Consider the following 26,306-nt stretch of genomic DNA (forward strand, 5'->3'; position numbering starts at 1 on the left):
GCGGCCGACCCGGCGGCTACTGGGACCTGAAGGACGACAAGGGCCAGCCCGCTCCTTCGGGGCTTTATCTGGTGATACTTTCCACCGGCTGGAACCAATCGGTCAAGAAAGTGGTGGTGGTCCGGTAATCCTGTTTTGAAATGTCAAAGAAACAGAAGCCTTTAGCTTTTTGCTGAAGGCTTTCTTTTAAATGAAGCCCGGCAAAGAACGCGATGGAAAAAGAAATATTCATACAATCGGCCGCCGAAAACAACCTCAAAGGCATCTCCCTGCGGATACCGCACCACCGGCTGGTGGTGGTCACCGGCGTCTCCGGCAGCGGAAAATCCTCCCTGGTCTACGACGTCATCGGCCGGGAGGGCCAGCGGCTTTTCCTGGAGAACTTCCTGGAGGGCCACCCCCTGGCCGGGAAAAAGCTGAGGCGGCCCCGGGCCACGGTTTCCGGCCTGTACCCGGTGCTGACCGTCAACCAGAGGGCGGCCTTCCGCAGCCCCCGTTCCACGGTGGGGACCCTGACCGAACTGTACGATTATTTGCGGCTGTTGTTTGCCCGGCTGGGGACCAGCCCCCAGACCCTGTCCCGGCAGGACCGCAGCCTGTTCTCCTTTAACACGCCCGCCGGGCAATGCCCGTCCTGCCAGGGGCTGGGGGTGGCAGACCGCATCGATCCGGAGCTGCTGATCTCTGACAAGGCCAGGACCCTGCGCCAGGGGGCGCTGGCCCTGACCACGCCCAACGGTTACATCATCTACTCCCAGGTCACCATGGAGGTGCTGGACCAGGTCTGCCGGTCCGAATGCTTTTCCGCCGACATCCCCTGGCAGGATCTGACCGGCGCCCAGCAGCAGACAGTGCTTTTCGGCTCGGACAAGCTGCTAATCCCCTTCGGCAAGCACCCGCTGGAGTCCCGGATGAAATGGAGCGGCATCACCGCCCGTCCCCGCCAGGAGGGCCATTACAAGGGGATAATTCCGGTGATGGAGGAGATCCTGAAGCGCGACCGCAACCCCAACATCCTGCGTTTCGCCCGTTCCTTTCCCTGCCCGGCCTGCCGCGGGAAGAGGCTTAATCCGGAGGCTTTGTCCGTAAGCCTTTGGGGAATGGATATCGCCGGTTTTGCGGCCATGAGCATCAGGCAGCTGGCGGAATATTTTGAGCGGCTTGAACCCGGGCCGTCCCAGGCGGCGGTGGCGGCCCCGGTGCGGGAGCTGGTGCTCCGGCGCTGCGGGCTTCTGGCGGAACTGGGACTGGGTTATCTTACGGTGGACCGCGGGTCCGCCACCCTCTCGGGCGGCGAGGCCCAGCGCATCAAGCTGGCCAACCAGGCGGCATCGGGACTGCGCAACGTTCTCTATGTGCTGGACGAGCCCAGCGCCGGGCTGCACCCGGCCGACCACGCAAAGCTGCTGGGGGTAATGCGAACCCTGGTGGCGGGTGGCAACAGCGTGATAGCGGTGGAACACGACGAGCAGACCATCCGGGCCGCCGACTGGATCATCGAGCTGGGGCCGGGTCCGGGGCTGGCCGGAGGGGAGCTGCTTTTCAACGGGCCCTACCAGGAGTTCATAAAGGCAGATCTGCCGTCCAGCCGCACCTGGTCCTGCCTGAAGGGGATAGAATCTTTTGAATACCGCGTGCAGCCGGACGACGGCGGGCCGTCCTTCGGGATTGATAAAGCGGCCAGGAACAACCTGAAGGGGTTTGAAGCCCGGTTCAGGGCCGGACGCTTCAATGTGATCACCGGAGTGTCCGGCAGCGGCAAATCCTCGCTGGCCGAGTCCCTGCTGGAAACCTTGGCCGGGCAAAAGGCCGGCGGGCCGGACATCTTCAAACGGATCATCCACGTAGACCAGTCGCCGATTGGTCGCACCCCCAACAGCAATCCGGTCACCTACACCGGGATGTCCGACCACATCCGGGACCTGTTCGCCTCGCTGCCGGAATCAAAGCGTCTGGGTTACGCCAAGGGGCAGTTCTCCTTCGTGGTCAAAGGCGGACGGTGCGAGGCCTGCCAGGGGGCCGGGGTGCAGGAGATCGGGATGCACTTTCTGGGCAACGTCGAGGTAGTATGCGAGGCCTGCGGAGGAAAGCGTTTCTCGGACGAGACGCTTCAGGTGACATACCACGGGAAAAATATTTCGGAGGTGCTGCAACTGTCGGTCGACGAAGCCCATTGCTTCTTTGAGGCAGAGCCCAGGATCACTGCCATCACCCGGACCTTGACCGGCCTGGGGCTGGGCTACCTGAAACTGGGACAGCCCAGCAACACCCTTTCGGGTGGGGAGGCCCAGCGGGTGAAACTGGCCGCCCATCTGGCCAGCTCGGCTGCCGGCCGGGCGCTGTACCTTCTGGACGAGCCCACCACCGGCCTGCACCTGGCGGATGTCAAAGTTCTGGTGGCCGCCCTGAGGGGCTTGACGGACAAGGGCCACACCGTGCTGGCCATAGAACACCATCCCGATTTCATCCTGTCGGCCGACTGGGTATTAGACCTGGGCCCGGGCAGCGGGGAAGAGGGAGGGGAACTCCTCTATTCCGGCCCGGTGTCGGGACTGGCCGGATGCCGGGAGAGCATCACCGGGCGGGAATTGAAAAAACATCTCGCCAGGCCGCCTCTTTCCGCCGCCTCCCCCGAACCGGAAAGAACAACCGTCCTGCCGGATGAAATGAGGCTGCGGGGAGTCACCACCAACAACCTAAAATCCGTCGACCTGACCGTTCCGCTGGGACAGATCACCGCGGTCACCGGCGTCTCGGGCAGCGGAAAATCGTCGCTGGTGTTCGACACTTTTTACGCCGAGAGCCAGCGCCGTTTCAACGAGGGGCTTTCCCCCGCCATTCGCCAGTTGATGGGCAAGACCGGCGACGCCCGGATGGAAGCGGCCTCCGGCCTGACGCCCTCGATAGCGGTCCGGCGCAAACGGGCGGCCTCCAACCCGCGTTCCACCGTCGGCACCTATACCGGACTGCATGACCTGCTGCGCCTGCTTTACAGCCGGGCCGGCGGGACTGCATTGCTGTCCTCGGCCTTCTCCTTCAACCATCAGGAGGGGGCCTGCCAGGAGTGCCGGGGTCTGGGCACCATCACGGCCTGCGATCCGGAGCGGCTGGTCACGAATCCTGAGTTGCCGCTGACCGCCGGCGCCATGGACGGGACCAAGACCGGAAAATTCTACGGCGAGCCCGGCGGCCAGCATACCGCCGCCCTGCGGGCTGCTGGCCGGGCCTTGAACCTCGATCTGGAAGCACCCTGGAACAGCCTCTCCGTCGAGGCCCGCCGCATCGCGATGCACGGTCTTCCCGGCCGGGAACTGGAGGTCGAATGGAATTACCAGAGGGGCAGGCGCACCGGGGTGCATCATTTCAAGGGCGTTTGGAGGGGATTCGCCGGCCTGGTGGACATCGAGTACCAGCGCAAGCATGCCGACCACCGGGGCGCGGCCATGCTGGGCCTGATGTCGCAGCAACCCTGCCCGGCCTGCGCGGGCAAGCGCCTGAAGCCGGAGCCGCTGGCGGTGAAACTGGCGGGCCGGGACATCGCTGAAATGACCGCCCTGCCCATTGACGGACTGCTCCGGATGTTCTGCCAAAAATTGCCGGCCCTTCCCCCTTTCCTCCAGCCAAAGGAAAAAGGGATCCTGAATTCCATCGGCGGAGAGATCATCGCCAGGCTGCAGCCGATGACCGGGGCCGGTCTGGGCTATATCGCGGCCGACCGCCTGGTTTCGACCCTGTCCGGAGGGGAGTTCCAGCGGCTGCAGCTGTCGTCGCAGATCCGCTCCGGCCTGACCGGCGTCACCTACCTGCTGGACGAGCCGTCGTTCGGGCTCCATCCGGCGGACGCCGCCCGTATTTCCGGCCTGGTCACGGGTCTTAAGGATGCCGGCAACACCATCCTGCTGGTGGAGCAGTCCAAAGCTATGCTGGCGGTCTCCGATCAAGTGATCGAGCTGGGGCCGGCGGCTGGCCGGGAGGGCGGCCGGATCGTGTTCCAGGGCGGGCCCGAACTGTTGGCGGACTTCCGCGGGCCGGCCCCGTCAGTTCCGCGCACCGCCCGAGGGCTGCTGCCGGGACTGAAGATCACCGGAGCCTGCGCCAACAACCTGGACAATGTCTGCCTGGATATTCCCTCCGGTGGGATGGTCGCAGTAACCGGGGTCAGCGGCAGCGGAAAGACCAGCCTGATCTCGGATGTTCTGTGGCGATCATACTCTGAGAAACGGCCGGTGAACTGCAAGCACATCGAATGGGCCGGGCAGTTTGACCAGATGGTGATGGTGGAGCAGGATGCCCAGCCCCAGCCCCAGACGGCCATACCGGCGGCCTTTTTGGGCATCTTCGATGCGTTCAAGAACCTTTTTGCCGGCTGTAATAAGGCCAAGGAGGCGGGGTTCAAGGCCAGCCATTTTTCGTTCCTTTCCAAGGACGGCCGGTGCCCGGAGTGCGGCGGGGCGGGATCGATCCCGGTGTCGCTGGATTACTGGGCCGATGCCCGGGTGACATGTCACAGCTGCCGCGGGCAGCGCTATCTGCCGGAGATCCTGAAGATCCGTGTCGGCGGGTTGTCAATAGCTGACATCCTGGGGCAGTCCCTTTCCTCGGCGCGGGAGTTTGCCTTAGGGCAGATCGCCTCCAAAGAACTGGCCGGCCTGTTGCAGACGCTTGATCTGGCCGTAAAGGCGGGGCTGGGCTATCTGCCGCTGGGGCAGCCGCTGTCCACCCTTTCCACCGGGGAGATGCAGAGGTTAAAGCTGGCCGCCGGCCTGGCTGGGGCCTCTTCCCGGCGCTGCCTGTTTTTGCTGGACGAGCCGACCGGAGGACTCCATCCCAGGGACATTGCCGGACTGCTGAAATTGTTCGATGAATTGACAGCAGCCGGGGGCACGGTGCTCTGCATCACCCACGAGCCGATGGTGGTAAGCTGCGCCGACTGGCTGATAGAACTGGGTCCGGGGGCGGGGAAGAGCGGGGGAAAGGTGGTGTATGCCGGGAAGCCGCGGGATAAAGCAGATTGAACGCCCAAAAGAAGGATGATATTGTTTGTTTCGGTCCAGGGTAAAGAGCTTATGATATTTACGAGATAAAACCCAATGAAAAAAGCCCGTCGGCGCAGTGCCGATGGGCTTTGGTGCTTTTAAGAGTATATTGATATAAATCTGGCTCCAGCGGTAGGGCTCGAACCTACAACAACCCGGTTAACAGCCGGGAGCTCTACCATTGAGCTACGCTGGAATTAAAAAGAGTTACCTACAACAATCCGCCTTAGGCGGATTAACAGCCGGGAGCTCTATCCGCCAGAGGCGGACTACGCTGGAACGCAAGTAGTAATTATATTTTATTTTTACCCAACTGTCAAGCCGTTTTTCATTGGTTCTCAAACAAAACCCCGGTGCTAAAATAGCCCCGGGGTTCTTCCGTGGTGCAAAGAACGCGAAGGCGGCCGGGACTATTCCACGTAAACTTCCACCTTCTGGCCTGATTCGTCATCCTCCACATCCACCATCTTGTACTGCCCGTTGACAGCGAACTGGTCAAACAGTTTCTCTATGTCCTCAAAACTTTCGGCGTTCAGCTTTATCCCCTTGGATTCCATCTGGGCCTTGGCCTCGTCGGGCATCATCATGGAGAATTTGCCGCCCAGGCTGCCGGCTATCTTCAGCAGGGTCAGGGGGACGGTCACCCGGACCTTCGGCTTGTCCGTTCCTTTATCGAAGACCCGGACCTTAAGCCAGCGGGCCTTGCCGTTGGCTCCTCCGGGGGTGTCCATGGCGGCCATCAGTTTGGCGGCCTCTTCGGCGGTGATCTTCTTGTCTTCCACCATTTTCAATATGCGCAGTCTGTCTTCTGACATGTTCTTTCTCCTTTTACTTCTACGGTTGGCCGGGGTGGGTTTTAAACCCACCCTTACTTTTTACTACAGGTTCTTGAGCCTTTGGGCGGCCTCCTCGGCCGACATCTGCCCGCTTTCCACCGCCTTCAGGATCTGCTCCCGGGACTGTTTGTCGCCCTCGCTCTCCAGCACGGAGCCGTTGGTCTTGGACTTGCGCCAGGCAAAGGAGTCAATCACCTTCATCACGCCCCAGGCGATGACCAGTATCGGCCAGTCCCGGGAGAAGGTGAAGTTGAAAGAGTACAGCCCGTAGTTGGAAAGCAGCAGCAGGGCGCCCAAGGCGATCCAGAACAAAGCCCACAGGATCTTGCGGGGGCGGTTTTGGTAATAAACGAACATTGGTTGGTCTCCTTTAATTGATTTATTTTGATCTATTTTTACGGGGGTTTTATCCGCAGACGTTGTAGTGAGTGTTAACCGAACTATTAACGCAGACGCCGTCATGAGCGTTAGCCGAGTGATTATAATTAATCAATTTGTGCTTAAAATCTGATGAAATTGATGAATCTGTGTAAATCTGTCAAATCTTCCGCCACCGCAGGGTAGTACATATAGGCGGATCCGCCTTTGGCGTGAGCGGAATGAAAAGGCAGCGTTCTCTTTTTTAAATTGAATCAATCAGTTTGGACAGGCCAATCACGATGAATATCACAGGCCAGTCCAGTTTCAATGAAACGGCAAAGGGCAGGACCTGGTGATTGGCCAGCAGGCTGACCACACCCAAGGCGATGAAAACTCCGGCCCACAGGATCTTGCGCAGAACTTTGCTGGTGGATTTTTCCATTTTCTTTCCTCTCTATGTTTAACTGTTATGATATTGTTATGTCGCCGCTGACGGTCTTGACGCTTAGGCTCCCCTGGCCGCTGCCCAGGTTCCCGGATAAACTGCGGTTGCTTTGTCGGAGATCTTTCAGGTCCAGCTCGCAGTCAATGTCCCCGCTGACGGTGGCGGCCTCGATGGCCGCCGAGGAATCAGCGCCAAGTTCCAAGGATACGTCCCCCGAGACGGTGGTTATGGCCGCCGAGCTGCCTTCGGCCACCGGACCCTGGAACTGAATGTCGCCGCTGGTGCTGCGGATCCTTATCTCGCCGGGCCTGGCGGCCTTGATGTCGATGTCTCCGCTGACCGTCTGCCCCTGAATGTCTCCCGACAGGGAGATGCCGGCGTCCCCGCTGATGGTCTGGAAGGACAGGTCGCCGGAACAGCCGTTGACCCCGATGTCGCCGCTGGCGGTGTTGATCTTCAGGGATGTTTCAGTGCAGCCGTTGACTTCGACATCGCCGGAGGCGGAGGAAAGGTTGTTTTCGCCCCGGCATCCAAAGATCTCAATCTCTCCCGAGGCGGTGTTAAGCCGGCAGCCATTGAGCAGGTTCTGGACCGAGATCTCTCCGCTGGCCGAGGATATCTCGGCGGCAATGTTTTTCGGCATCACAATGGTGAAGTCGACCTTGGCCCGGCGCTTCTTGGTCCAGGGCGGGCCGTCCACCTTGATCTTCAACACCCCATTCTCGGTTTCGGTGCTGATGTCCAGGGATTTGAGTTTTTCCCTGGCTTCGTCCCGGTCCTCGGCCCAGACCTGGATGTCGGCCGTGATGGTGATCTGGTCTGTCTCAGCGCCGGTGATCTCAAAGTCGCTGCGGGGCTGATTGATGGATAGGCATGTGATGCCGGCAGCAGGCACTACGATCTCTTTTTCCTCTTCGGCCTTTTCCGAGCCGTGGATATCATCGATTTCTATGTGAATGCCCTTCAGGCTTTCCCGGACCCCGGCCATGGCTTCGGCCACTATCCTTCCGGGGTTTATCTGGCCCAGGGTTTCGTGCAGGTCAGAAGCATCCTGCCAGTGGTGGTGACGGTTTGGTTTTCCCTTGTTCAAGGCCGAGAGCAGGGAGTCGGCTTCTTTGGAGCTGATCCTGCCGCCTTCCAGCATCTTCAGTATTTTGATGGTTTCTTCGGACATGGTGGGCCTCCTTGTTGGGGCGGGTTTTAAACCCGCCCTTACTGTTATCGGTTGGGGCAGGCTTAAAACCTGCCCGTACTACCTGCCCTTACTGCTTTCTTACGATCCTGCCTGGTCCAGCAGCTCCACCGCCTGGGCGGCGCTGATCTTTCCCGCTTCCAGCGACTCCAGCACCTCCGAGCGGCTCATTACCTTGGCTGCCTGCCCGGACAGGGCGGCGATGGCGTCATCCAGCTTGTTGCGGACGGTGGGGTAGGAGATGCCCAGCCGGCTTTCCACTTCCTTGATGTTCCCCCGGGACAGGACGAAGGTCCTGATGAAGTCCAGCTGGTCTTCGCTAAGGCTGCCCAGGGGGGACAGGGGGAACTCGCCCCGGACGGTGGTGTCGCAGCCGGAGCATCTCAGTTCCGAGATGTGCATGGAGCCCTGGCAGGCCGGGCAGGTGTTGGGGGTTTGTTTGGACATTGGTTTTGGATCCTTTGCGGTTGGTTAGATCATTCTTTTCAATTTGCTGCGGATGGTGGTAGTCTTATTGGACAAATGTTTGTCCCGGCAGGTTGGCCCAATGGATGATCATGCCTTCCCAAAGAAGCATTTTCAGCACCCCATATTTTTCGGGGCTGAGTCCGTTTCCGGATTCGATTATTTGGAGCGGGCTGTTCATTGGTTTTACCTCCATGAATGTTTGATGATTATCAATTGTTCCAATTATAACAAAAATAATTGAAAATGTCAAGAGACAACTTAAAAATATTAATAAAATAATTAACAATGTTAATATAATAAAAAACGACCCTGAGGGTCGTTTTTTAACTAATTATTAGATAATGATTTAGAAATTTTTGTCCAACAGCGATATTTTTTGTTGATATGCCAGGTTCATCGTTTTCTCATATATTTTATGATATAAGGCCAAAGCATTTTGCCGGAATTCCGCATTTCCGGTAAAAATGAATTTCTGAAAATTAAGCTCTGCCTGCTCCCGGTCGCCGAACGCCAGGTCCTCGATCGCCGAAAGATCCGGGGCGTTTCCAACCTGGTTCCGGCGGTGGGACGCCAGGATATTCAAGAGACTGGTTTTGAACACTATTTCCTTGCTTTGGATCTCCCGGGCAATTTCCAGGGCCTTGGAATTTAATCTTTCCGTTTCTTCGAAACTCTCCCGGTCATAATACAGTTCGGCCAGGTTGTGCAGGGCGTAGCATAAAAAATATTTGCTGTTTATTTCTTCGGTGATCTTGATGGCCTGCTGGTAGTAATCTATTGCTTTGGTATGATCACCTCTTTGCTTGCAGTAATTCCCCAGATGGCCCAGCACCCGGCCCTGGTCCTCCTTGTTGCCCAGGCTTTGGGCCAGCGACAGGGCAAAGTTGAAATACTCCAGGCTTTGTTCATACTTTCCCTGGTTAAGATAAACGGTTCCCAGATTGTCGCTGGCCAGGATCAGGCCCTGCTTGTCAGCCATCTGCCGGGAGATGGAGTGGTACTTCTCAAAGCAGTCCAGGGCGTTGATGTAATCGTCCAGTTCAAAGTATATGGTGCCGATGTTGCACAGGGCATAGCTTTCCATCTGGAGGTTTCCCAGCTGGCGGGCCAGCACCAGATACTGACGGGCATATTCCATGCTCCTGGCAAACTCGCCCCGTTCCTCGTAGATCAGCCCTATGTTCCCGACCGAGGCCACCATCGATTCGGCGTCGCCCATCTCCCTGGCCAGGGCGGCCGCCCGCTCATAGTATTCAATGGCCTTGTCGTATCCGCCCATCTGGTAATAGATGATGCCCATGTTGCCGGTGGCCCGGCAGACCGTGCCCCGGTTGCCGTTCTGCTCGGCCAGTTCCAGGGCCTTGTCCAGGCATTCCATGGCCTTGGGGTAGTCGCCCTGGTTGTGGTAGATCTCGGCGATCCCGTCGTATGTATGTCCCAGGCCTTCGGCGTCGCCGTTCCCGGTCTGGATCTGCTCCGATTTCCGGTAAAGCTCAAAGGCCTCGTCATAATTGCCCATGTTGGTCAGCAGCTGGGCCAGGCGGTTCTGGGTCTCGGTCAAATAGCCGAGATGGCTGGTGTTCTCCAGCCAGGCCAGGTTGCTCTGGAAGACCATCTCGGCATTCTCCCATTCGCCCAGGGTCTGCAGCAGGTCGGCCTTTTTGTTCAACAGGGCAAACGGCCAGTACCCTCCGGCCGCCGAGGAGTCCAGGCTGGCCAGCCACAGGCTGGTCACTTTGTATCTATGTCGGCTATTATCAAATTCCATTTATCTCCGATAAATTGGAAAAGCAGAAAACAAAATCAGAATAAATAATAACTTTCAAAAGCATTACTTTAGGGCAACACCTTGATCATTCAAAAGCGCCGCGCCGATGGCCCCGGCCCAGGGTCCCAGCTTGGCCAGTTTCACTTTTACTCCGAGGACATTGAAGGGCATGGCCCGCCTTTTCATTTCCTTAATGGCTGGGTCCAGGATATATTCCCCGGCCTGGGCCACCCCGCCGCCGATGACGATGGCCTGGGGGTTGAAGATGTTGGCGTAGTTGGCCAAGCCCACTCCCAGCAGGGTTCCGGTTTCCGCCAATGCCTTTATAGCGGCCGACTCGCTCTTTTTTGCCCGGCCTGATATCTCGGCCACGCTCAAATCTGTATTCTGTATTCTATATTCTGTATTCCTGGAGCGGTAACGCTCAATGATGGCTCCGGCTCCCACCATGGCCTCCAAACATCCCCTGTTCCCGCAGAGGCAGCGCGGTCCGTCGTATTTTATGCTGGTGTGCCCCAGCTCCCCGGCGCCGCCGGTGGAACCGCGGTACAGCTTTCCGTCAAGCACCAGGCCGCCGCCCACCCCGGTGCCCAGGGTCAGGCCCACCACATTCTGAAAACCTTTGGCGGCCCCGCAAAAAGTCTCGGCCAGCACAAAGCAGTTGGCGTCGTTGTCTATGGCCAGGGGAATCCTCAAACCCGGCAGCTCTTTTTTCAACAGGCGCTCCAAGGGCACCGCTCCCTGCCAGCCGGGAAGGTTGGGGGAGTTGCGGACGGTTCCTTTGTTCACCAGACCGGCCGAGCCAAGCCCGATGGCGGCCACGCCGATGTTCTTGGATCCGGCAACCCTCAACAAGTATCCGATCTCCCCGGCCAGGATCTTGATCACCGCCCCGGAGCCTAGATGGGCCAGGGTGGGGATCTGTCTTTTGGTGATGACCTTCAGCGACCGGGCATCAAGCAAAACCGATTTGACGTTGGTGCCGCCCAGGTCCAGGCCCATTAAGGCGGTTGTCATAAGTTTCTCCATTCCGAATAAAACAAACTATAAGGAAGCCATGAAGGACAGGAAAATAATTTTCATGTTTTCCTAGTTTCCTAATAAATCCCAGTCTTTAAGGTAGCTAAAAGAATAGCATAAAACCAATAATTTAGCAAGGCGGTAGGGTGCCCGTTTAACATTGTTTCTGTAATGAACAGCTTTCGGGGATCTTGCTAAAAGGCAAGAGAACCGGTGCTGCTTAAAACGCTGTTTCAGCCTGCATTTTTTATTGACTTTACAAATATTAACAGGTAAAATAAAAGGTTAATTGGACTCAAATCAACCACTTTCGAATAAAAGGCACTATGAAGAGCATCCCCGAAAAATACGACTTTTCCTTGGTGGAAAAACACTGGGTAGAGACCTGGCTTAAACAGGGAATTTACGACTGGAACCCGGCCATCGAACGGGCCAAGACCTTTGCGGTGGACACCCCGCCGCCCACCGTCTCCGGCTCGCTCCACGTGGGCTCGGCCTTCGGCTACGTCCAGCAGGACGTGATAGTGCGCCAGCGCCGGATGAAGGGCCTCAACATCTTCTATCCCATGGGCTGGGATGACAACGGCCTGCCTACCGAGCGCCGGGTGCAGAACATGTTCCACGTCCGCTGCAACCCCCACCTGGCCTATGCCCAGGGCTTTGTTCCAAAGAACGATAAAAAATCACCGGCGGAGGAGATCAGCCGCGACAATTTCATAGAACTATGCCACCAGGTCACCAAGCAGGACGAGGAGGTCTTCAAGTCGCTTTGGCAGCACTTGGGCCTGTCCATAGACTGGTCGCTGGAATACGCCACCATTGACGACCACTGCCGCAGGACCTCGCAGCTGTCGTTCCTAAAACTGCTAAAGGACGGCCGGGCCTACACCAGCTTCGCCCCGCACCTTTGGGACGTGGACTTCAAGACCGCGGTCTCCCAGGCCGAGGTGGAGGACAAGGTGCTGCCCGGGCATTTTCACAATATCCGCTTTGGCATCGATGGTGGTTCGACAGGCTCACCACAAGCTAATTCATTCGTCATTGCCACCACCCGGCCGGAACTGCTGCCGGCCTGCGTGGCCGTGATCGCCCATCCGGACGACGAGCGCTACAAGCCATATTTCGGCAAGAGCGCCGTCACTCCGCTGTTCCGGGCCAGGGTTCCCATCATCGCCAATGAGAAGGCCGACCCGGAAAAGGGCACCGGCATCCTGATGGTCTGCACCTTCGGCGACATGATGGACGTGGAGTGGTGGAAGCAATACCAGCTGCCCCTGCGCCAGGTGATCGGCCACGAGGGCCGGATGATGGACGTCAATTTTGGCGCCCCGGGCTGGGACAGCGCCGATCCGGCCGCCGCCGGCAAGTTCTACTCTGAAATAAAGGGCAAGACCGCCAAGCAGGCGCAGGCCAAGATAGTTGAGATGCTTAGAAGCTCGGAAGGAGAGGCTTTAGCGGGTTTAGGAGTTCCGTTGACCGAGGAACCAAAGCCCATAGAGCATCCGGTGAAGATGTACGAAAAGGGCGAGCGGCCGCTGGAGATCATCCCCACCATGCAGTGGTTCATCCGGATCATGGACCTTAAGGAGGAACTGCTGGAGCAGGGCCGAAAGATCAAATGGCACCCCCAGCACATGCGGACCCGCTACGAGGACTGGGTTAAGGGGCTGAACCAGGACTGGTGCGTCAGCCGCCAGCGCTACTTTGGCGTGCCCATCCCGGTATGGTATCCGCTGGACGCCGAGGGCAATCCAATATACCAGAAGCCGATCATGCCGTCCGAGGACCAGCTGCCCATCGATCCCCAGTCGCACCCGGCCCCCGGTTACGAAGCATCCCAGCGGGACAAGCCCCACGGCTTCACCGCCGACCCCGACGTTCTGGACACCTGGGCCACCAGCTCCATGACCCCGCAGATCGCCAGCCACTGGGCCAGGGATCCGGAGCGCCACCAAAAGGTCTTTCCCATGGACATCCGGCCCCAGGGTCCGGAGATCATCCGGACCTGGGCCTTTTACACCATCGTCAAGGCCTACCTGCACGAGAAGCAGATCCCCTGGAACAACGCGCTGATCAACGGCTGGATCATGGATCCCGACCGCAAGAAGATGTCCAAGAGCCACGGCCAGGCGGTGACCCCGGAGCACCTGCTGGTGCAGTTCTCCTCGGACGGGTTCCGCTACTGGTCGGCCAAGGCCCGGCTGGGGGTGGACACCATGTACGACGAGGCCAATTTCGCCAACGGCAAGCGGCTGACAGTCAAGCTCTACAACGCTGTCAAGTTCGCGGCCGGGCACATCCTAAGCGCCGATCAGTCAAAGCTAACACCACAAGCCATCACCGACCCGCTGGACCTCAGTTTCATCGGACACCTCAAACAGGTGGTCACCAGGTCGGGAAGATACTTTGAGAATTTCGAGTACGCCGACGCCCTGCAGGAGACGGAGAGCTTCTTCTGGGAGAAGCTGTGCGACAATTACCTGGAGCTGATCAAGGTCCGGGCCTACCAGGAAGGGGACTCGGCTGGCAAGCTTTCGGCCCTGGCCACTTTGAAATTCACCCTGAATGTGATCTTAAGGCTGTTCGCCCCGTTCATTCCCTATTTCACCGAAGAGGCTTGGAGCTGGATGTTCGCGGCGGAGTCCGGGAAGCAGAGTTCGATCCACACCTCGGCCTGGCCGGATGAAACCGAGTTCAAGGACATCAAACCTTCCGCCGAGGGAGACCCCTTTGGCGCGGCCATGGAGGTCTTGTCCGCTGTCCGCAAGGTCAAGAGCGAGGCCAAGGTCAGCGTCAAGACGCCGCTGAAGACGCTGAAGATATCTGGAAGTTCCGAAGACCTGAAGGTGCTGAAGCTGGTCTGGCAGGATGTGCTGGGCACGGTTGGCGCGCAGGAGGCGGAAACCATTGAAGGAAAGGTAGAGGGTGGCAAGTACCTAGTCAAAGCGGAACTTTAATCAAATAGAGGAGCTTGTAATGAAAAAGACAATATCCCTGATCCTTTTCTGCCTGCTGATGTCCGGTTCTGCTTTTGCCGCCGGGAAGAAGACCACCATCTCGGTGATGGACCTGAATACCACCTCTGGGCTTGCTCCCAAGGAAATGGCCCTGCTTACCGACAAACTGCTCAACAGCCTGGTGGAGTACCGGGTTTTTGAAGTGGTGGAGCGCTCCAAGCGGGACGAGATCCTTAAAGAACAGGGATTCCAGATGACCGGGGCCTGCGACCAGACCTCCTGCCTGGTGGAGGCCGGGCAGCTTTTAGGCGCCCAGAAGATGATCGGCGGGACCATCGGCAAGCTGGGCAACGTCTATGCCATAGAACTGCGGATGCTGGACATCCAGACCGGGGGCATAGACCTCTCCTTCTCCCGCAACTACGGAAAGATCGCCGATCTGTTAAGCGCCATGAAGGAGGCGGCCGAGATATTCTCCTCCTGGAAGCCGGGGACCGGACTATCCGCCAAACCGGGCGGGCTGTTTGTGACCACCGAGCCCGATGGGGCCAAGATCCTGGTGGACGGCCAGGAGCAAACCGGCCGGACCCCGAACCTGGTGTATCCCCTGTCCGAGGGATTGCACCAGATCTCGATAGTAAAGGAAGGCTACAGTCTTTTCTCCACCAGCCGGCTGGTGAGCGTCGGGAAAGTGGACACGGTAAGCGCGCCGCTGATGAGCCTGGCCGGCAAGCTGAAGATCAAGACCGATCCGGCCGGAGCCAAGTTGTACCTGAACAAAAAATACCAGGGTATTGTTACCGAGCAGGGCATAACCATAGAAGACCTGACAGATTCGCTGTACAAGATAAAGGCCGTCAAGTCGGGCTATAAAACTTACAATGCAAAATTGGTCCCCACTCCCGGCCGGGAGACGAAGATAGACGCCAGAATGCCGCTTAGGCGCTGGAAGATCAATTTTTTTTCGGCCGATTATGTGAAGAACCTTGCTTCCAGTAACGAGGAGGTTTCCACCTTCGACCCCTATAGCGCCGCTACCCAGACCATGTCTGTCACTGAAGGCGATTTCGTGGGCAGCGGATTGGGGGGCGGTGCGGGAGTGGGCTTTGCCATCAGCCGGAATCTTACCTTGGGGCTTATGTATCAGTTCCGGGCCTATCCCGGGGCGATCCAAAAGAATTTCTCATCCGACTGGTACTCGACCACGATGCAGTCCGAAGATTTGAAGATAAATTTCATCTCCCATACCCCGCTGGTCAATCTTACGATCGCGTTACCCCGGGACCATATGGAGCCATATGTCGAGATCAGGTATGGCGCCGCCAGCTTCTCGTCAAAAGCAACCGGTGAGCATGAGATCGAGTACCAGTCGCGTCCGTCGGTGGACAGCACATTCACCACGGACAGCACCGTCACCAAAACAATCGACGATAAGGTGGTGTACAGGACGCTTCAGGTGGGCGGAGGTTTTTTATTTTGGTTAAGGCCCGACCGGGAAGCCCTGCGGGTCTACTGGATGTATTCCCAGGACAGTTTTGAGGATTTCTCCATGCCCGGATCACAGCAGGATATCGACCTGAAGGCCTCGGGACTGCAGTTTGGCTGGGGTTTAACTGTTCACTTTTAACTAGTTGTTTATCCCATACAAGAAAGCCCCGATGATATCCTCATCGGGGCTTTTCCCTTAACAATAAAGGATTATTCAATGCCTACTGTCTTGGGGCTGGCCGTCAGCAATCTTTCCGACAGCCACTTGAACACAAAGGCCAGGCCGTTCCAGAGATGCAGGGAAAACAGGCCCAAAAACAATCCCAGGACCATGAATATCAAGGCTTGGGGTAAGTCCAGCGCCAGGCCGTGGCCGATGTCCACGTTCACATTCTGGTAAATGAAGGGAATGGAGATGAAAACCAGGCTGAGCACGCCCAGCACTATCAGCAGAATAAAGGCCAGCAGGCCCAGGGGGAATTTCAGGAACAGGTAGCCCAGCCCCTTCCAGGTCACCGGGCTGGACAGCCGGGCCCGGAACCAGCGCCAGGCATTTTGGTCGGCAGACCAATGCAGGATGGCTTCAGGCTCTATCCTGGCTCCCAGCAGCCGGTGCGATTGGAAACGTTCCAGCTTCACTAACTGGCGCCAGGCCAGCAGGATCAGGGCCAGCAGGGGCAGGCCGATGATCAAAACATAAAGCCCCACCCCCAGCGATATTCCCACAGTCAAAAAGACGAAATAAAGCAGTCCCAGGGGAAAGGCCAGCAGCAGGTAAAGGATGTTGGCGTAGGTGCGCCCCTTGACCACGACCCCGAAGATGTTCTTTAAGGCCGCAGCCAGCTTTGATCCGAACGTGGTGTTCATTTGAGTAAACTCCTAAAATTGTTGGTTATAAAGGAATACGGAATATGGCCGGAATATGTTTCAAGGGATCAGTAAATAGTTGCATGCCATAAAACTGGATGATTCCATATGGTTTGTCGCTTGTTTTTAAATTAAATTTGTGCTATCTTTAAGATATGATAATAATATCAGATAACATAAGGACAAAAGACCGGCTCCGCTGGCAGCTGGGAGAGCGGGTCAAGGAACTTACCGCCCTGCACCGCACCGCCCTGATATTGAACCGCTCCGGGCGCTCCCCGGCCCACACCCTCAGGAGCCTGGCCCAGGCCATTGCCCGGGCCTGGCAGTTTTCGGAGGTGGCGGCGGTCAAAATAACCTGGGCCGGAAAAAGCTACGCTTCCAAGGGTTTTAAAAAAACCAGGTGGAGCCAAAAGGCCGACATCAAGGCAGCCCCCGGGCAGGCGGGGTCGATAGAGGTCTGCTATCTGAAGGCCCGGCCACCCGCCTACCGGGGGCCGTTCCTGAAGGAAGAGGTGCTGCTGCTGAATTCCCTGACCGTGATGGTAAAAACATACCTGCAGAACGTGGTTTACCAGGAACACCAGGCCAAAGCCAAGGCGGTGCTGGAGTGGCAGATAAGAAAACGGACCCGGGACCTGACCAAGGCCAACACCGACCTGCGCCGGGAGCTGGCCCTGGGGCGCCGCCGGGAGCGGCAGATCAAGACCTACCAGGAGCAGTTGAAAAGCCTGGCGGAAAAACTTTCCACCGCCGAGGAACGGGAGCGCCGGGAGATAGCCACCGACCTGCACGACCACATCGGGCAGGGGCTGGCCATGATCAAGCTTAAGCTGCAGACCCTGCAGGGCCAAAATGCAAACAGCGGCCTGGGGCGGGAGATCGAGGAGATCAAGGAGCTGTCCCAGCAGGCCATCAAATATATCCGGGGCCTGATATTTGAACTCAGCCCGCTGGTGGTATACGAACTGGGCTTTGGCGCGGCCCTGCAATGGCTGGCCGACCATTACTGGCAGAAATACAAGATGAGGGTGGTCATCAGAACTGCCGGCCGGTCCAGGGCCCTGGGGGAGGACCTAAGGATCCTGCTGTTCAAGTCGGTGCAGGAACTTTTGATCAACTCCGTCAAGCACGGCCGGGCCACCCGGGCCGAGGTCGCCGTCCGCTGGCTGCCCCGGCGCCTGGAGATCAGGGTCAGGGACCATGGTACCGGATTCGGACGGGTCACCAACGGGGAGTTCCAGCCGGACCTGAAAAGTTTCGGACTTTTCAACCTTAAGGAAAGGATCGTCCAGTACGGCGGCCAGCTGACGGTCAACAGCCGTCCGGGGCAGGGGGCCCTGGTAACCATCAGTATTGCAACCAAAGCGGGAGTTAAGGGATGAATGCCAAGATAATAGTGGCCGATGACCATCGGATGGTGCGGGAGGGCCTGCGGTCCCTGATCGAGCGCCAGCCGGGCCTGAGCGTAGTCGCCGAGGCCCGGGACGGGGCCGAAGCGGTCAGCCTGACCAAGAAGCACCGGCCGGACCTGGTGGTGATGGATATCTCCATGCCCAACCTCAACGGACTGGAGGCCATCCGCCTGATCCGGACCGAAAAGAACAAGACCCGGATCATCGTGCTCTCGATGCATGCCGACCGGCGCTACGTGGCCGAGGCCTTCAAGGCCGGAGCCGAGGGATATCTTCTCAAGGATTCGGCCTTCGGCGAGCTGACCCAGGCCATCAAGACCGTGCTTCAGGGAAAACGGTTCCTCAGCCCCTCCATCGCCGGCCTGCTGATTGACGGATACCTGACCCGGGAGGACCAGACCCAGCCCAGCGCCTACAACCTGCTTTCGGTGCGGGAGCGGGAAGTGCTGCAGATGATGGCCGAAGGCCAGGCCACCAAGCAGATCGCCAAGGTGCTGAACCTGAGCATCAAGACCATCGAAACCTACCGCAAGCAGATCATGGACAAACTCAACCTCCACAGCATCGCCCAGCTCACCAAATACGCCATCCGCGAGGGGCTGACCGACCTCTGATCCCGGGCCTTCCGGCCGCTAAGGGAAATCGAAGTCAAATTCGGGTTTTCCCTGATAGCGTCAACCTGACTTCCGTAGTAACCTTGAACCTAGAGAACCGAACCTTAATCATACAACCCCACAACAACCATAACGCAAGGAGACATTCATGTCCCACATCACCGACGTGATCGCCAAGGTCAAGGGGAAGAATCCTGGGGAGCCGGAATTCCACCAAGCGGTAGAAGAGGTCATGAAAACCCTGGAGCCCACCGTGGCCAAGCATCCCGAGTTCGTAAAGTGGAAGATCTACGAACGGATCTGCGAGCCGGACCGGGTAGTTATGTTTAGGGTGCCCTGGGTGGACGACAAGGGCGAGGTCCAGATCAACAAGGGATTCCGGGTCCAGTTCAACAACGCCATCGGGCCCTACAAGGGAGGCCTGCGCTTCCATCCCTCGGTCAACCTGGGCATCATCAAGTTTTTGGGTTTTGAGCAGATCTTCAAGAACAGCCTGACCACCCTGGCCATGGGCGGCGGCAAGGGCGGCTCGGACTTTGACCCCAAGGGCAAGAGCGACATGGAAGTGATGAAGTTCACCCAGTCATTCATGCGCGAATTGTTCCGCCATATCGGCCAGGACACCGACGTGCCCGCCGGAGACATCGGGGTGGGCGGCCGGGAGATCGGCTACATGTACGGCTATTACAAGAAGATCCGCAACGAGTTCACCGGCGTGCTGACCGGCCGGGCCCGGGAGTACGGCGGATCGCTGATCCGTCCCGAAGCCACCGGCTACGGTTCGGTCTATTTCGGGGCCGAGATGCTGGCCACCCGCAAGAAGGATTACAAGGGCCTGCGCTGCCTGGTCTCCGGCAAGGGCAACGTCACCCAGTACACCATTGAGAAGATCAACCAGCTGGGCGGCAAGGCCATCTCGATATCCGATTCGGCCGGAACCATCATCGACGAAGAAGGCATTGATGCCGAAAAACTGAAATACGTCATGAACCTGGCCGAGGTCAAACGCGGCCGGGCCAAGGAATACGCCGATACCTACAAGAGCGCCAAGTATTATGAGGGCAAAAGCGTCTGGGACGTGGTCAAGGACGGCGGCCTGAAATTCGACTGCGCCTTCCCCTCCGCCACCCAGAACGAGATCAACGAGGATCACGCCAAGGCCATGGTCAAGAACGGCTGCTTCCTGGTCTCCGAAGGGGCCAACATGCCCTCCAATCTGGCGGCCATCAAGATCTACCAGGACAACAACGTGCTGTACGGGCCGGCCAAGGCGGCCAACGCCGGCGGCGTGGCCACTTCCGGCCTGGAAATGGCCCAGCAGAGCGCCCGTTGGTACTGGGACCGCAACGAGGTCGACCAGAAGCTGCAGCGGATCATGAAGGACATCCATCAGCAGTGCCTGGATGCCTCCGAGACCTACGCTACCAAGGGCGATTACCTGGCCGGAGCCAACATCGCCGGGTTCGTCAAAGTGGCCAAGGCCATGGTGGCCCAGGGCGTGGTCTAAACTTTAGAACCCACCTTTGGTCAATGAACAAAAAAGAGCCCCGCAGAGATGCGGGGCTCTTGAGTTATTGAGAATTTTTGGCGCTTTGCAAAATATCTGTTGACAAATAATATTTTGGGCGATACAATTGCATAAATGGATGCAAGGCATCCCCAAAACAAAAAAGCTTGGCGGCAAACGACCGCCAAAAATAAAGATAACCTTATAAACGGAGAAGAACCATGGCAAAAGATCATGACATTAAAAAGGACACCAAAAAGAAAGCCGGAAAAAGCCTGATGGAAAAACGGCTGGCCAAAAAAGCCAAAAAGGCCGGGAAGTAAAAGATAGCTGGGTCAGGCATGCCTTCAGAGACAACAAGACCAGAGCAAAGCCCCGCATTGATGCGGGGCTTTGCTGTTATGCCGGCCTGTTCCAAAGTAAGACAAAAAATACTTGACTTACCTTTTTGCAAATGGTATACTTAGTGGCATAAGGAGGTATCAGACATGACCACGACAGTATTAACCACCAAGGGCCAGGTGGTGATCCCGGCGGCGATCCGCAAGCAGATGGGCATCGCCAAGGGCGCTCATTTGAGCATCGAACAGAAAGGCGGGGAAATAGTGCTAAAGCCGGTGGACATCGCTTTTTTTGCCGGAATATCAGAGTCATTCAACACCAAAGGCAGGCTGACCAAGGCTTTGCTCAAGGAACGGGCCAGGGAGCGCAAACGGGAGTCGGGTAAATGATAAAGGTGCTGGATTCATACGCCCTGCTGGCCTTTTTGGACCGGGAGCCTGGTCATGAAATAGTGGAGGCTTTGTTTTTGGAAGCGGTGGAGAGTCAAACCCAAGTAATGATGACCGCCGTCAATTATGGGGAAGTATATTATATAGTACTCAGGGAACTTGGCCAGTCCAAAGCCCAGGAACTGGAACAGGTGGTAAGCAAGCTGCCCTTGAAAGTGGTGGATGCAGACTGGGCCTTGGCCCGGCAAGCCGCCCGGATAAAAGCCCATAAAAAAATGGCCTATGCCGATTGTTTTGCGGCTGCCCTGGCCAAGCAACACCGGGGGGAAGTAGTTACCGGTGACCCGGAGTTTAAAGAAATAGAGGAAGATATCAAAGTAAGATGGCTGAGGTAGCCTTTCCTTTGGCGTTACGCCCGGTGATTCAGGCAAGAACACTAATACAAATAAGCCTTTTAACCAAAGCCTTAAACCCCTAAAAAAGCATCAATGAAGATCAAGGGCCTGATAATATTGTCGCGCAAGGAATTCGTCAAGGAGCACTTTGGGGAAGAAGCCTGGGAAAAGGTGTTCAATGAACTGCCGGTGCAGTACCTGCAGCTGATGGGCGACACCATCCTGACCACCCAGTGGTATCCCTTTGAGATCGGGGACCACATTGACAAGGCCATCGTCAAGATACTGGGAAAAGGCGATCCCCTGGTCTTTGAACAACTGGGGGCTAAATCGGCCCAGAAAAGCCTGGCCAAGGAACACCGGTCATTCCTGTCCGCCGGGGATCCCCAGGCCTTCCTGAAAAAATCCGGCACCATCTACAAATTCTATTATGATACCGGGCGCCGGGAATACCAGGCCACCGGGCCCAATTCCGGGGTGATCACCACCTATGATTCCGAAACCTATTCCCTGCCCGACTGCCTGACGGTGATCGGCTGGTACAAGGAGGCCCTGAAGATGTGCGGGGCCAAAAAAGTTGCGATGGAGGAGGAGGAGTGCCGGGCCTCGGGCGGAGACTGCTGCCGCTATAAAGTGGAATGGAAGATCTAATTCCTATCAGCCTATAAAGGGGGAACCGGTCATGGATGACATCAGAGCCCGGGGGGTAAATTTTGTCTACTCCAGGGAGTACATCCAAAGCAAGCACGGGATGAATTTTTGGGAAAAACTTCTCACCCGGCTGCCGTCTCAGACCGCCAAGTTGTGGGCCGGACCGCTGCTGAGCCTGAGCAATTATCCTTTTGCCGATTTCAAGCTGATGCTTCAAGCCCTGAGCGATGAGCTGGGAACGGAGAAAAGGGAAAAGACGGCCGAACTTTATTCCTACATTGCCGACCGCAGCCTGAGCACGCTTTACAAGGTATTCTTCAAGTTTTCCCAGCCGGCCTTCGTGCTTAAGAATTATCCCAAGTTGTGGGAGAGGTTCTTCACCAGCGGCGAGGTCACGGTGATCTCGGCGGAGAAGGGGACGGCCGAGATAAGTTTCAAGCTGCCGGAGATATTCCTGGACTGGCTGCCTTCGGCCTGCTACGGTTACTCCAAGAAAGCGGTGGAAATGGCCGGGGGAACGGGCCTGGAGCAGGAGGAGACCGAAAGAGTGAAACTACCGGACGGCGAATGGCGCATAACCTACAGGCTGAAGTGGAGCCAGTGATCGGGCCGATAAAGTAAATTAAAAGCCCCGCAATGATTGCGGGGCTTTTTGCTGGCCGGCCGGGTCACTCAGGGTGTTGGTTTTTTAAGGACGAACCTGGAATGCCCGTTCTCAACAGATTCCTCCCGCCAGCCCAGGCTCTGGTAAAAACCATAGGCCCGGTTGGCCGGATCGTGCTCGGTGGTCAGCCACAGTTCATCATGATATTGGAACAACCAGTCCTGGACCAGCAGCATCAACTTCCGGCCGATCCCCCGTCCTTCGAACTCCGGCAGCACGGCTATGACCCACATCTCCCCGTCGCTTTTGTTTGCGATCGAGAAGCCCAAAGCCCGGCCGCTTCCGTCCCGGCACAGCCAGCCCCTGTAGGTGGAGTTCAGCTTGGCGGCCACGGTCTCCTCGGTTATGCCCATCCGGATCAGATCGTCCCTGCTCAGCCGGTTCTCCTTTACCAGTGTCCTTAAAATCAGCAGTTCCGGGATATCCCGGGGTTCTATCTTCCGAAAGGCCAGGCCTGCCAGCTCTGCTTCCCTGCCGGGATGGCGGGTCTTGAGGGAAAGGATGTGGATGCTGACCCCCAGGGCCACCGCGGCCAGAACGAGCCGGACGATGAGATCGGGAATCAGAAAGATGGACAGGCTGATGGTGCCCCATAACAAAGCCACCGCAAAGATCTTGGTCTTCCGCGGGACGGCCCGGTATTTCAGGTAATCGTGGATATAGGTGCCGAAAACCCGGTGATTGACCAGCCAGTCATGCAGGCGCTGGGAACTGCGGATGAAGCAGAAGGCGCTTAAAAGCAGAAAAGGGGTGGTGGGCAGCAGGGGAAGGAATATCCCGATGACCCCCAGGCCCAGGGAAACAAGCCCGGCGGCGATCAGCAGATACTTTTTGGCCGGCGATCCGGCAGGGTTTGGCATATTCATATTAAATGACTATCTGACCTGATCGGGAAAAGTAGAAAGAATATAGTGGATATGGTAAAAACGCAGATTTTACCCGGCTATGTTCTTTTCTTTTTGTACCGCCAAAAAGAGAAGAACCAAAAGAAAAAGCTCGTCGCTTAAAACTCTCCGGGCGTTGCGCTTCTCGTTGCTGACGGGCTTGTCTGAACTCGGGCTTTGGCCCAGCCCTCAAACACGCCAGACAAGCTTTTTCCGCCATCAACTGCGGTGCTCACTGATCGTTTTAACGCGACCACCGGGATTGGCACCTTTTGTTCTCCATGTTTTCTGAGCAGATTGGATAAACATTATTCCATTCTTCACTATTCTTTGATTTGTGCCCGGAAATAAATCATGTTAATCCTGTCTTCTCCGGTTGATCTTTCCCGCTACCAGTTCCGCCGTGGCCTGGGAAACCCCGCGCTTGGAATCCACCAAACTGCGGGCCCTGACACCGGCAGCAAACCTCTTTTCTTCGTCACTCAAAAACCCGGCCAGGGCACCATTCAACCCCCCGGCGTCTTTCACCTGCACCGCCCCGCCGCAGGCCAAAAGCCCTTCGGCGCTTTCCCGGGCGTTGAACATGTGGGGCCCGAATATCACCGGAATCCCCAGGGCCGCTGGTTCCAGGGGATTATGCCCGCCCACCGGCACCAGGCTGCCGCCGACAAAAGCGATGTCCGAAGCAGCGTAGGCGTTGACCAGCTCGCCGATGGTGTCCAAAAGCAAGACCTCGAAATTGCTGGAGGTCCCGCCGTTCTTTTGTCCGCTCCGTTTGCAGTATTTTAAGTTTTGTGCGATCAGCAGTTTTTCCACTTCGGAGAACCGCCCCGGATGCCTCGGCGCTATGATCAATTTCCAGTTTCCAATTTCCCATTTCCCATTTTTCAGGCTTCCCTGCCATGATTCCAGTATCACAGCCTCCTCCCCCTCCCGGGTGCTTCCGGCCGCAAACACCAGATCCTCCGGGCCCAGGCCGAAGCCCTTCCTCAAATCCTGTTTCTCTGTGGCAGAGACCGGTCCCTTGATCCCGTCGTATTTCAGGTTGCCGGTGACGGTGACGATGTCCTGGCGCACCCCCAGGGCCAGGTAGCGGTCAGCGTCCTCCCGGCTTTGGCAGGCGATCAGCTGCAGAGTGTTCAGCAGCGGCCCGAACAGAAAGCGCAGGGCGTGATAGTATTTGAAGGACCGGGCCGAAAGCCGGGCGTTGACCAGGAACACCGGAATATCATGCTTTTGGCACTGCCGGATCAGGTTGGGCCAGATCTCGGTCTCGGTCAGGACCAGGGCGCAGGGGGTTATCCTGCTGACGGCCAGCTTTTGGGCGAACCAGAAATCCAGGGGAAGAAAGAACACCCCGGCCGCTTTGCCGGAAAATATTTCGCGGGCCCGTTTTTGCCCGGTGGCGGTCATGGTGGACAGGACGACGTTCTTTTCAGGCATCAGGATTTTGAGCTGTTCCAGGAACGGGGCGATCACCCCCATCTCCCCCACCGAGGCTCCGTGGATCCAGACCGGCCGCCCGGCGGACTGAGGCAACCAGCCCAGCCGCTGCCGCCATTTTTCCTGATGGCCCAAGGCCAGCATCAACAGCAAATATGGCCATCCCAGCAGGAGGGCCATAAAAGTTACCAGATGGTAAAGTCCCATTCCCAAGGCAAAGATCATCACCAGTTCCTCAAGGCCTGTTTCAGTTCTTCCGCCGTCACCGCAGCCACCCCGAACTTGGAGACCTCCACTCCGGCCGCGTGATTGGCCGTCACCGCCGCCTCCAGCAGGCTGGCTCCGGCGCAGAGGGCCAAAGTGGCCACCGCTATCACCGTATCGCCGGCCCCGGAAACATCGTAAACCTCCCGGGCGGCGGTGGGTATCCGGAAGACCTCCCCCCTGCCGGAGGTAAAGAGGTACATCCCCTGGTCGCCGGCGGTGATCAGCACCGCCTGGGCCTCCAGCTGCCCCAACAGGGTCTTCCCGGCTTTGATGATGTCTTCGGAAGTGAGGATCTTTGCTCCCAGCGCCCGCTCGGCCTCATGGAGGTTGGGTTTGAAGAGCGTCACCCCCTTGAAATCCAGAAAGTGGTTGAACTTGGGGTCCACCGTGATTATTTTTTTATGCTTTTGGGCCAGCTCCAGGGCGGCTTTCAGCACCGGGGCGGTTATCAGCCCCTTGTTGTAGTCCTCTATCAAAACGGCGTCGGATGAAGGGATCAGGCGCTCCAGGGCCGCAATCACCCTGGCCTGGGCGGCCGGGGAAATATCCTGGCGGTGCTCCCGGTCCACCCGCACCACCTGCTGGTGGCTGGCCACGATCCTGGTCTTGATGGTGGTGGGCCGCCCGGACTGGTTCACCAGTCCCAGCTCGGATATCTTCTTGGCCTTGAATTCCCGCCGCAGCATTTTCTCGGCCCGGTCGCTGCCCACCGTTCCCACCGGAAAGGCCTGTCCCTTGAGGGCCGCGATGTTCCAGGCCACGTTGGCCGCCCCGCCCAGGTGGAACTCCTCCCGGCTGACCTCCACCACCGGCACCGGGGCCTCGGGCGATATTCTTGACACCGCCCCGAACAGGTACTCGTCCAGCATCAGGTCGCCTAAGACAACCACTTTGCGCCGGGCAAAGCCGTTGATGAGCTTATCTGCCCGTTTGGGGCTGATCTTGTATTTGCTTGGATTCATAAGGCTTTCAATAAATTATAAAGGTCATTTATTTATACGAAAATGTATTTTATAAGGAATCCATGAGGTCAGGAATTCTTAAACTGGAAACCTGATAGTTTCCTGCGTTCCTGGTTTCCTTATAGGATCGTTCCCCTGAATTATCTATCATAAACCACCGGGCGCCCCCCTGTCAACCCTTTTTTATTTGGAATTTCCCCTTGCGTTATCTTTTTGCTTGTGATATATTATTTACTGGAGTTTACCAACTTTTACAGCAATAATACAGCATAAGAACATGCCTAAAGAACTCAACGAAATAACCGAGCGGATATCCCTGGCCGGCATCGACCCGGT

General features: G+C 57.3%; 22 protein-coding genes, 1 tRNA gene and 1 pseudogene. 10 read left to right on the forward strand and 14 right to left on the reverse strand.

Annotated features, from left to right (window positions below; translation table 11 throughout):
- Positions 1-212: 212 nt before the first annotated feature.
- Positions 213-5,015: an ATP-binding cassette domain-containing protein gene (locus tag Q7U71_06375; protein MDO9391382.1), complete on the forward strand. Its 4,803-nt coding sequence runs from the start codon at positions 213-215 to the stop codon at positions 5,013-5,015.
- Between the two features lie 142 nt (positions 5,016-5,157).
- Here the strand turns inward: Q7U71_06375 and Q7U71_06380 are convergent.
- From Q7U71_06380 to Q7U71_06420, 9 genes are all read right to left on the reverse strand, one after another.
- Positions 5,158-5,232: transfer RNA gene (locus Q7U71_06380), tRNA-Asn, on the reverse strand.
- 214 nt (positions 5,233-5,446) lie between these two features.
- Positions 5,447-5,851 carry a hypothetical protein gene (locus Q7U71_06385; GenBank protein ID MDO9391383.1) on the reverse strand — a complete coding sequence of 135 codons (405 nt, stop codon included), beginning with the start codon at positions 5,849-5,851 and terminating at the stop codon, positions 5,447-5,449.
- A gap of 63 nt (positions 5,852-5,914) precedes the next feature.
- Complete coding sequence (locus Q7U71_06390) at positions 5,915-6,229, reverse strand: DUF5668 domain-containing protein (protein MDO9391384.1); 315 nt, start codon at positions 6,227-6,229, stop codon at positions 5,915-5,917.
- Between the two features lie 265 nt (positions 6,230-6,494).
- Entirely contained in the window at positions 6,495-6,674 is a 180-nt protein-coding gene (locus Q7U71_06395) for a DUF5668 domain-containing protein (protein ID MDO9391385.1), read from the reverse strand.
- Between the two features lie 25 nt (positions 6,675-6,699).
- Positions 6,700-7,851, reverse strand: a complete 1,152-nt coding sequence (locus Q7U71_06400) for a DUF4097 family beta strand repeat-containing protein (GenBank protein MDO9391386.1) — start codon at positions 7,849-7,851, stop codon at positions 6,700-6,702.
- Positions 7,852-7,950: 99 nt separating this feature from the next.
- The gene (locus tag Q7U71_06405; GenBank protein MDO9391387.1) at positions 7,951-8,316 is read right to left on the reverse strand and encodes a DUF2089 domain-containing protein; all 366 of its coding nucleotides are present in this window, start codon (positions 8,314-8,316) and stop codon (positions 7,951-7,953) included.
- Positions 8,317-8,380: 64 nt separating this feature from the next.
- Positions 8,381-8,515 carry a hypothetical protein gene (locus Q7U71_06410; protein MDO9391388.1) on the reverse strand — a complete coding sequence of 45 codons (135 nt, stop codon included), beginning with the start codon at positions 8,513-8,515 and terminating at the stop codon, positions 8,381-8,383.
- A 168-nt stretch (positions 8,516-8,683) separates the two neighbouring features.
- Positions 8,684-10,105, reverse strand: a complete 1,422-nt coding sequence (locus tag Q7U71_06415; GenBank protein MDO9391389.1) for a tetratricopeptide repeat protein — start codon at positions 10,103-10,105, stop codon at positions 8,684-8,686.
- Positions 10,106-10,168: 63 nt separating this feature from the next.
- Entirely contained in the window at positions 10,169-11,122 is a 954-nt protein-coding gene (locus tag Q7U71_06420; GenBank protein ID MDO9391390.1) for an ROK family protein, read from the reverse strand.
- 329 nt (positions 11,123-11,451) lie between these two features.
- Between Q7U71_06420 and valS the strand changes: the two genes are divergently transcribed.
- Entirely contained in the window at positions 11,452-14,082 is a 2,631-nt protein-coding gene (valS, locus tag Q7U71_06425) for a valine--tRNA ligase (protein ID MDO9391391.1), read from the forward strand.
- 19 nt (positions 14,083-14,101) lie between these two features.
- The gene (locus Q7U71_06430) at positions 14,102-15,709 is read left to right on the forward strand and encodes a PEGA domain-containing protein (protein MDO9391392.1); all 1,608 of its coding nucleotides are present in this window, start codon (positions 14,102-14,104) and stop codon (positions 15,707-15,709) included.
- A gap of 71 nt (positions 15,710-15,780) precedes the next feature.
- Here the strand turns inward: Q7U71_06430 and Q7U71_06435 are convergent, their stop codons facing one another.
- Positions 15,781-16,437, reverse strand: coding sequence for a sensor domain-containing protein (locus Q7U71_06435; GenBank protein ID MDO9391393.1), 657 nt, complete (start codon positions 16,435-16,437; stop codon positions 15,781-15,783).
- 155 nt (positions 16,438-16,592) lie between these two features.
- Between Q7U71_06435 and Q7U71_06440 the strand changes: the two genes are divergently transcribed.
- From Q7U71_06440 to Q7U71_06470, 7 genes are all read left to right on the forward strand, one after another.
- Entirely contained in the window at positions 16,593-17,822 is a 1,230-nt protein-coding gene (locus Q7U71_06440; GenBank protein ID MDO9391394.1) for a histidine kinase, read from the forward strand.
- Complete coding sequence (locus Q7U71_06445) at positions 17,819-18,466, forward strand: response regulator transcription factor (GenBank protein MDO9391395.1); 648 nt, start codon at positions 17,819-17,821, stop codon at positions 18,464-18,466. Before Q7U71_06440 ends, Q7U71_06445 begins: the two co-directional genes overlap by 4 nt.
- A 148-nt stretch (positions 18,467-18,614) precedes the next feature.
- Positions 18,615-19,973: an NADP-specific glutamate dehydrogenase gene (gene gdhA / locus Q7U71_06450; protein ID MDO9391396.1), complete on the forward strand. Its 1,359-nt coding sequence runs from the start codon at positions 18,615-18,617 to the stop codon at positions 19,971-19,973.
- 488 nt (positions 19,974-20,461) lie between these two features.
- On the forward strand, positions 20,462-20,704 hold the full coding sequence (locus Q7U71_06455; GenBank protein ID MDO9391397.1) for an AbrB/MazE/SpoVT family DNA-binding domain-containing protein: 243 nt from the start codon (positions 20,462-20,464) through the stop codon (positions 20,702-20,704).
- Entirely contained in the window at positions 20,701-21,099 is a 399-nt protein-coding gene (locus Q7U71_06460) for a type II toxin-antitoxin system VapC family toxin (GenBank protein MDO9391398.1), read from the forward strand. Before Q7U71_06455 ends, Q7U71_06460 begins: the two co-directional genes overlap by 4 nt.
- A gap of 93 nt (positions 21,100-21,192) precedes the next feature.
- Positions 21,193-21,750, forward strand: coding sequence for a heme NO-binding domain-containing protein (locus Q7U71_06465; GenBank protein MDO9391399.1), 558 nt, complete (start codon positions 21,193-21,195; stop codon positions 21,748-21,750).
- A 31-nt stretch (positions 21,751-21,781) separates the two neighbouring features.
- Complete coding sequence (locus Q7U71_06470) at positions 21,782-22,354, forward strand: hypothetical protein (GenBank protein MDO9391400.1); 573 nt, start codon at positions 21,782-21,784, stop codon at positions 22,352-22,354.
- 68 nt (positions 22,355-22,422) lie between these two features.
- On the opposite strand, the gene Q7U71_06475 is transcribed toward Q7U71_06470, so the two are convergent.
- The 4 genes and pseudogenes from Q7U71_06475 to rfaE1 form a co-directional block, all read right to left on the reverse strand.
- A complete protein-coding gene (locus tag Q7U71_06475; GenBank protein ID MDO9391401.1) occupies positions 22,423-22,767 on the reverse strand; it encodes a GNAT family N-acetyltransferase in 345 nt (114 codons plus the stop codon).
- A gap of 120 nt (positions 22,768-22,887) precedes the next feature.
- Positions 22,888-23,280, reverse strand: a pseudogene (locus tag Q7U71_06480) (YbaN family protein).
- A gap of 375 nt (positions 23,281-23,655) precedes the next feature.
- The gene (locus tag Q7U71_06485) at positions 23,656-24,966 is read right to left on the reverse strand and encodes a 3-deoxy-D-manno-octulosonic acid transferase (GenBank protein MDO9391402.1); all 1,311 of its coding nucleotides are present in this window, start codon (positions 24,964-24,966) and stop codon (positions 23,656-23,658) included.
- Positions 24,966-25,970, reverse strand: coding sequence for a D-glycero-beta-D-manno-heptose-7-phosphate kinase (gene rfaE1 / locus Q7U71_06490; GenBank protein MDO9391403.1), 1,005 nt, complete (start codon positions 25,968-25,970; stop codon positions 24,966-24,968). The genes Q7U71_06485 and rfaE1 overlap by 1 nt, the downstream gene beginning before the upstream one ends.
- Between the last annotated feature and the right edge of the window lie 336 nt (positions 25,971-26,306).

The organism is bacterium (genome assembly GCA_030655055.1).
Lineage (GTDB): Bacteria > Edwardsbacteria > AC1 > AC1 > EtOH8 > UBA5202.

Excerpts from the sequence above, each read along its gene's own strand:
- Q7U71_06440 (MDO9391394.1), top strand. The coding sequence starts at position 16,593 with ATGATAATAATATCAGATAACATAAGGACAAAAGACCGGCTCCGCTGG.
- Q7U71_06410 (MDO9391388.1), bottom strand. The coding sequence starts at position 8,515 with ATGAACAGCCCGCTCCAAATAATCGAATCCGGAAACGGACTCAGCCCC.
- Q7U71_06470 (MDO9391400.1), top strand. The coding sequence starts at position 21,782 with ATGGATGACATCAGAGCCCGGGGGGTAAATTTTGTCTACTCCAGGGAG.
- Q7U71_06435 (MDO9391393.1), bottom strand. The coding sequence starts at position 16,437 with ATGAACACCACGTTCGGATCAAAGCTGGCTGCGGCCTTAAAGAACATC.
- Q7U71_06395 (MDO9391385.1), bottom strand. The coding sequence starts at position 6,674 with ATGGAAAAATCCACCAGCAAAGTTCTGCGCAAGATCCTGTGGGCCGGA.
- Q7U71_06420 (MDO9391390.1), bottom strand. The coding sequence starts at position 11,122 with ATGACAACCGCCTTAATGGGCCTGGACCTGGGCGGCACCAACGTCAAA.
- gdhA (MDO9391396.1), top strand. The coding sequence starts at position 18,615 with ATGTCCCACATCACCGACGTGATCGCCAAGGTCAAGGGGAAGAATCCT.
- Q7U71_06485 (MDO9391402.1), bottom strand. The coding sequence starts at position 24,966 with ATGATCTTTGCCTTGGGAATGGGACTTTACCATCTGGTAACTTTTATG.
- Q7U71_06375 (MDO9391382.1), top strand. The coding sequence starts at position 213 with ATGGAAAAAGAAATATTCATACAATCGGCCGCCGAAAACAACCTCAAA.
- Q7U71_06475 (MDO9391401.1), bottom strand. The coding sequence starts at position 22,767 with ATGGGCATAACCGAGGAGACCGTGGCCGCCAAGCTGAACTCCACCTAC.
- rfaE1 (MDO9391403.1), bottom strand. The coding sequence starts at position 25,970 with ATGAATCCAAGCAAATACAAGATCAGCCCCAAACGGGCAGATAAGCTC.
- Q7U71_06385 (MDO9391383.1), bottom strand. The coding sequence starts at position 5,851 with ATGTCAGAAGACAGACTGCGCATATTGAAAATGGTGGAAGACAAGAAG.
- Q7U71_06455 (MDO9391397.1), top strand. The coding sequence starts at position 20,462 with ATGACCACGACAGTATTAACCACCAAGGGCCAGGTGGTGATCCCGGCG.
- Q7U71_06405 (MDO9391387.1), bottom strand. The coding sequence starts at position 8,316 with ATGTCCAAACAAACCCCCAACACCTGCCCGGCCTGCCAGGGCTCCATG.
- Q7U71_06460 (MDO9391398.1), top strand. The coding sequence starts at position 20,701 with ATGATAAAGGTGCTGGATTCATACGCCCTGCTGGCCTTTTTGGACCGG.
- Q7U71_06465 (MDO9391399.1), top strand. The coding sequence starts at position 21,193 with ATGAAGATCAAGGGCCTGATAATATTGTCGCGCAAGGAATTCGTCAAG.
- Q7U71_06400 (MDO9391386.1), bottom strand. The coding sequence starts at position 7,851 with ATGTCCGAAGAAACCATCAAAATACTGAAGATGCTGGAAGGCGGCAGG.
- Q7U71_06390 (MDO9391384.1), bottom strand. The coding sequence starts at position 6,229 with ATGTTCGTTTATTACCAAAACCGCCCCCGCAAGATCCTGTGGGCTTTG.
- Q7U71_06415 (MDO9391389.1), bottom strand. The coding sequence starts at position 10,105 with ATGGAATTTGATAATAGCCGACATAGATACAAAGTGACCAGCCTGTGG.
- valS (MDO9391391.1), top strand. The coding sequence starts at position 11,452 with ATGAAGAGCATCCCCGAAAAATACGACTTTTCCTTGGTGGAAAAACAC.
- Q7U71_06445 (MDO9391395.1), top strand. The coding sequence starts at position 17,819 with ATGAATGCCAAGATAATAGTGGCCGATGACCATCGGATGGTGCGGGAG.
- Q7U71_06430 (MDO9391392.1), top strand. The coding sequence starts at position 14,102 with ATGAAAAAGACAATATCCCTGATCCTTTTCTGCCTGCTGATGTCCGGT.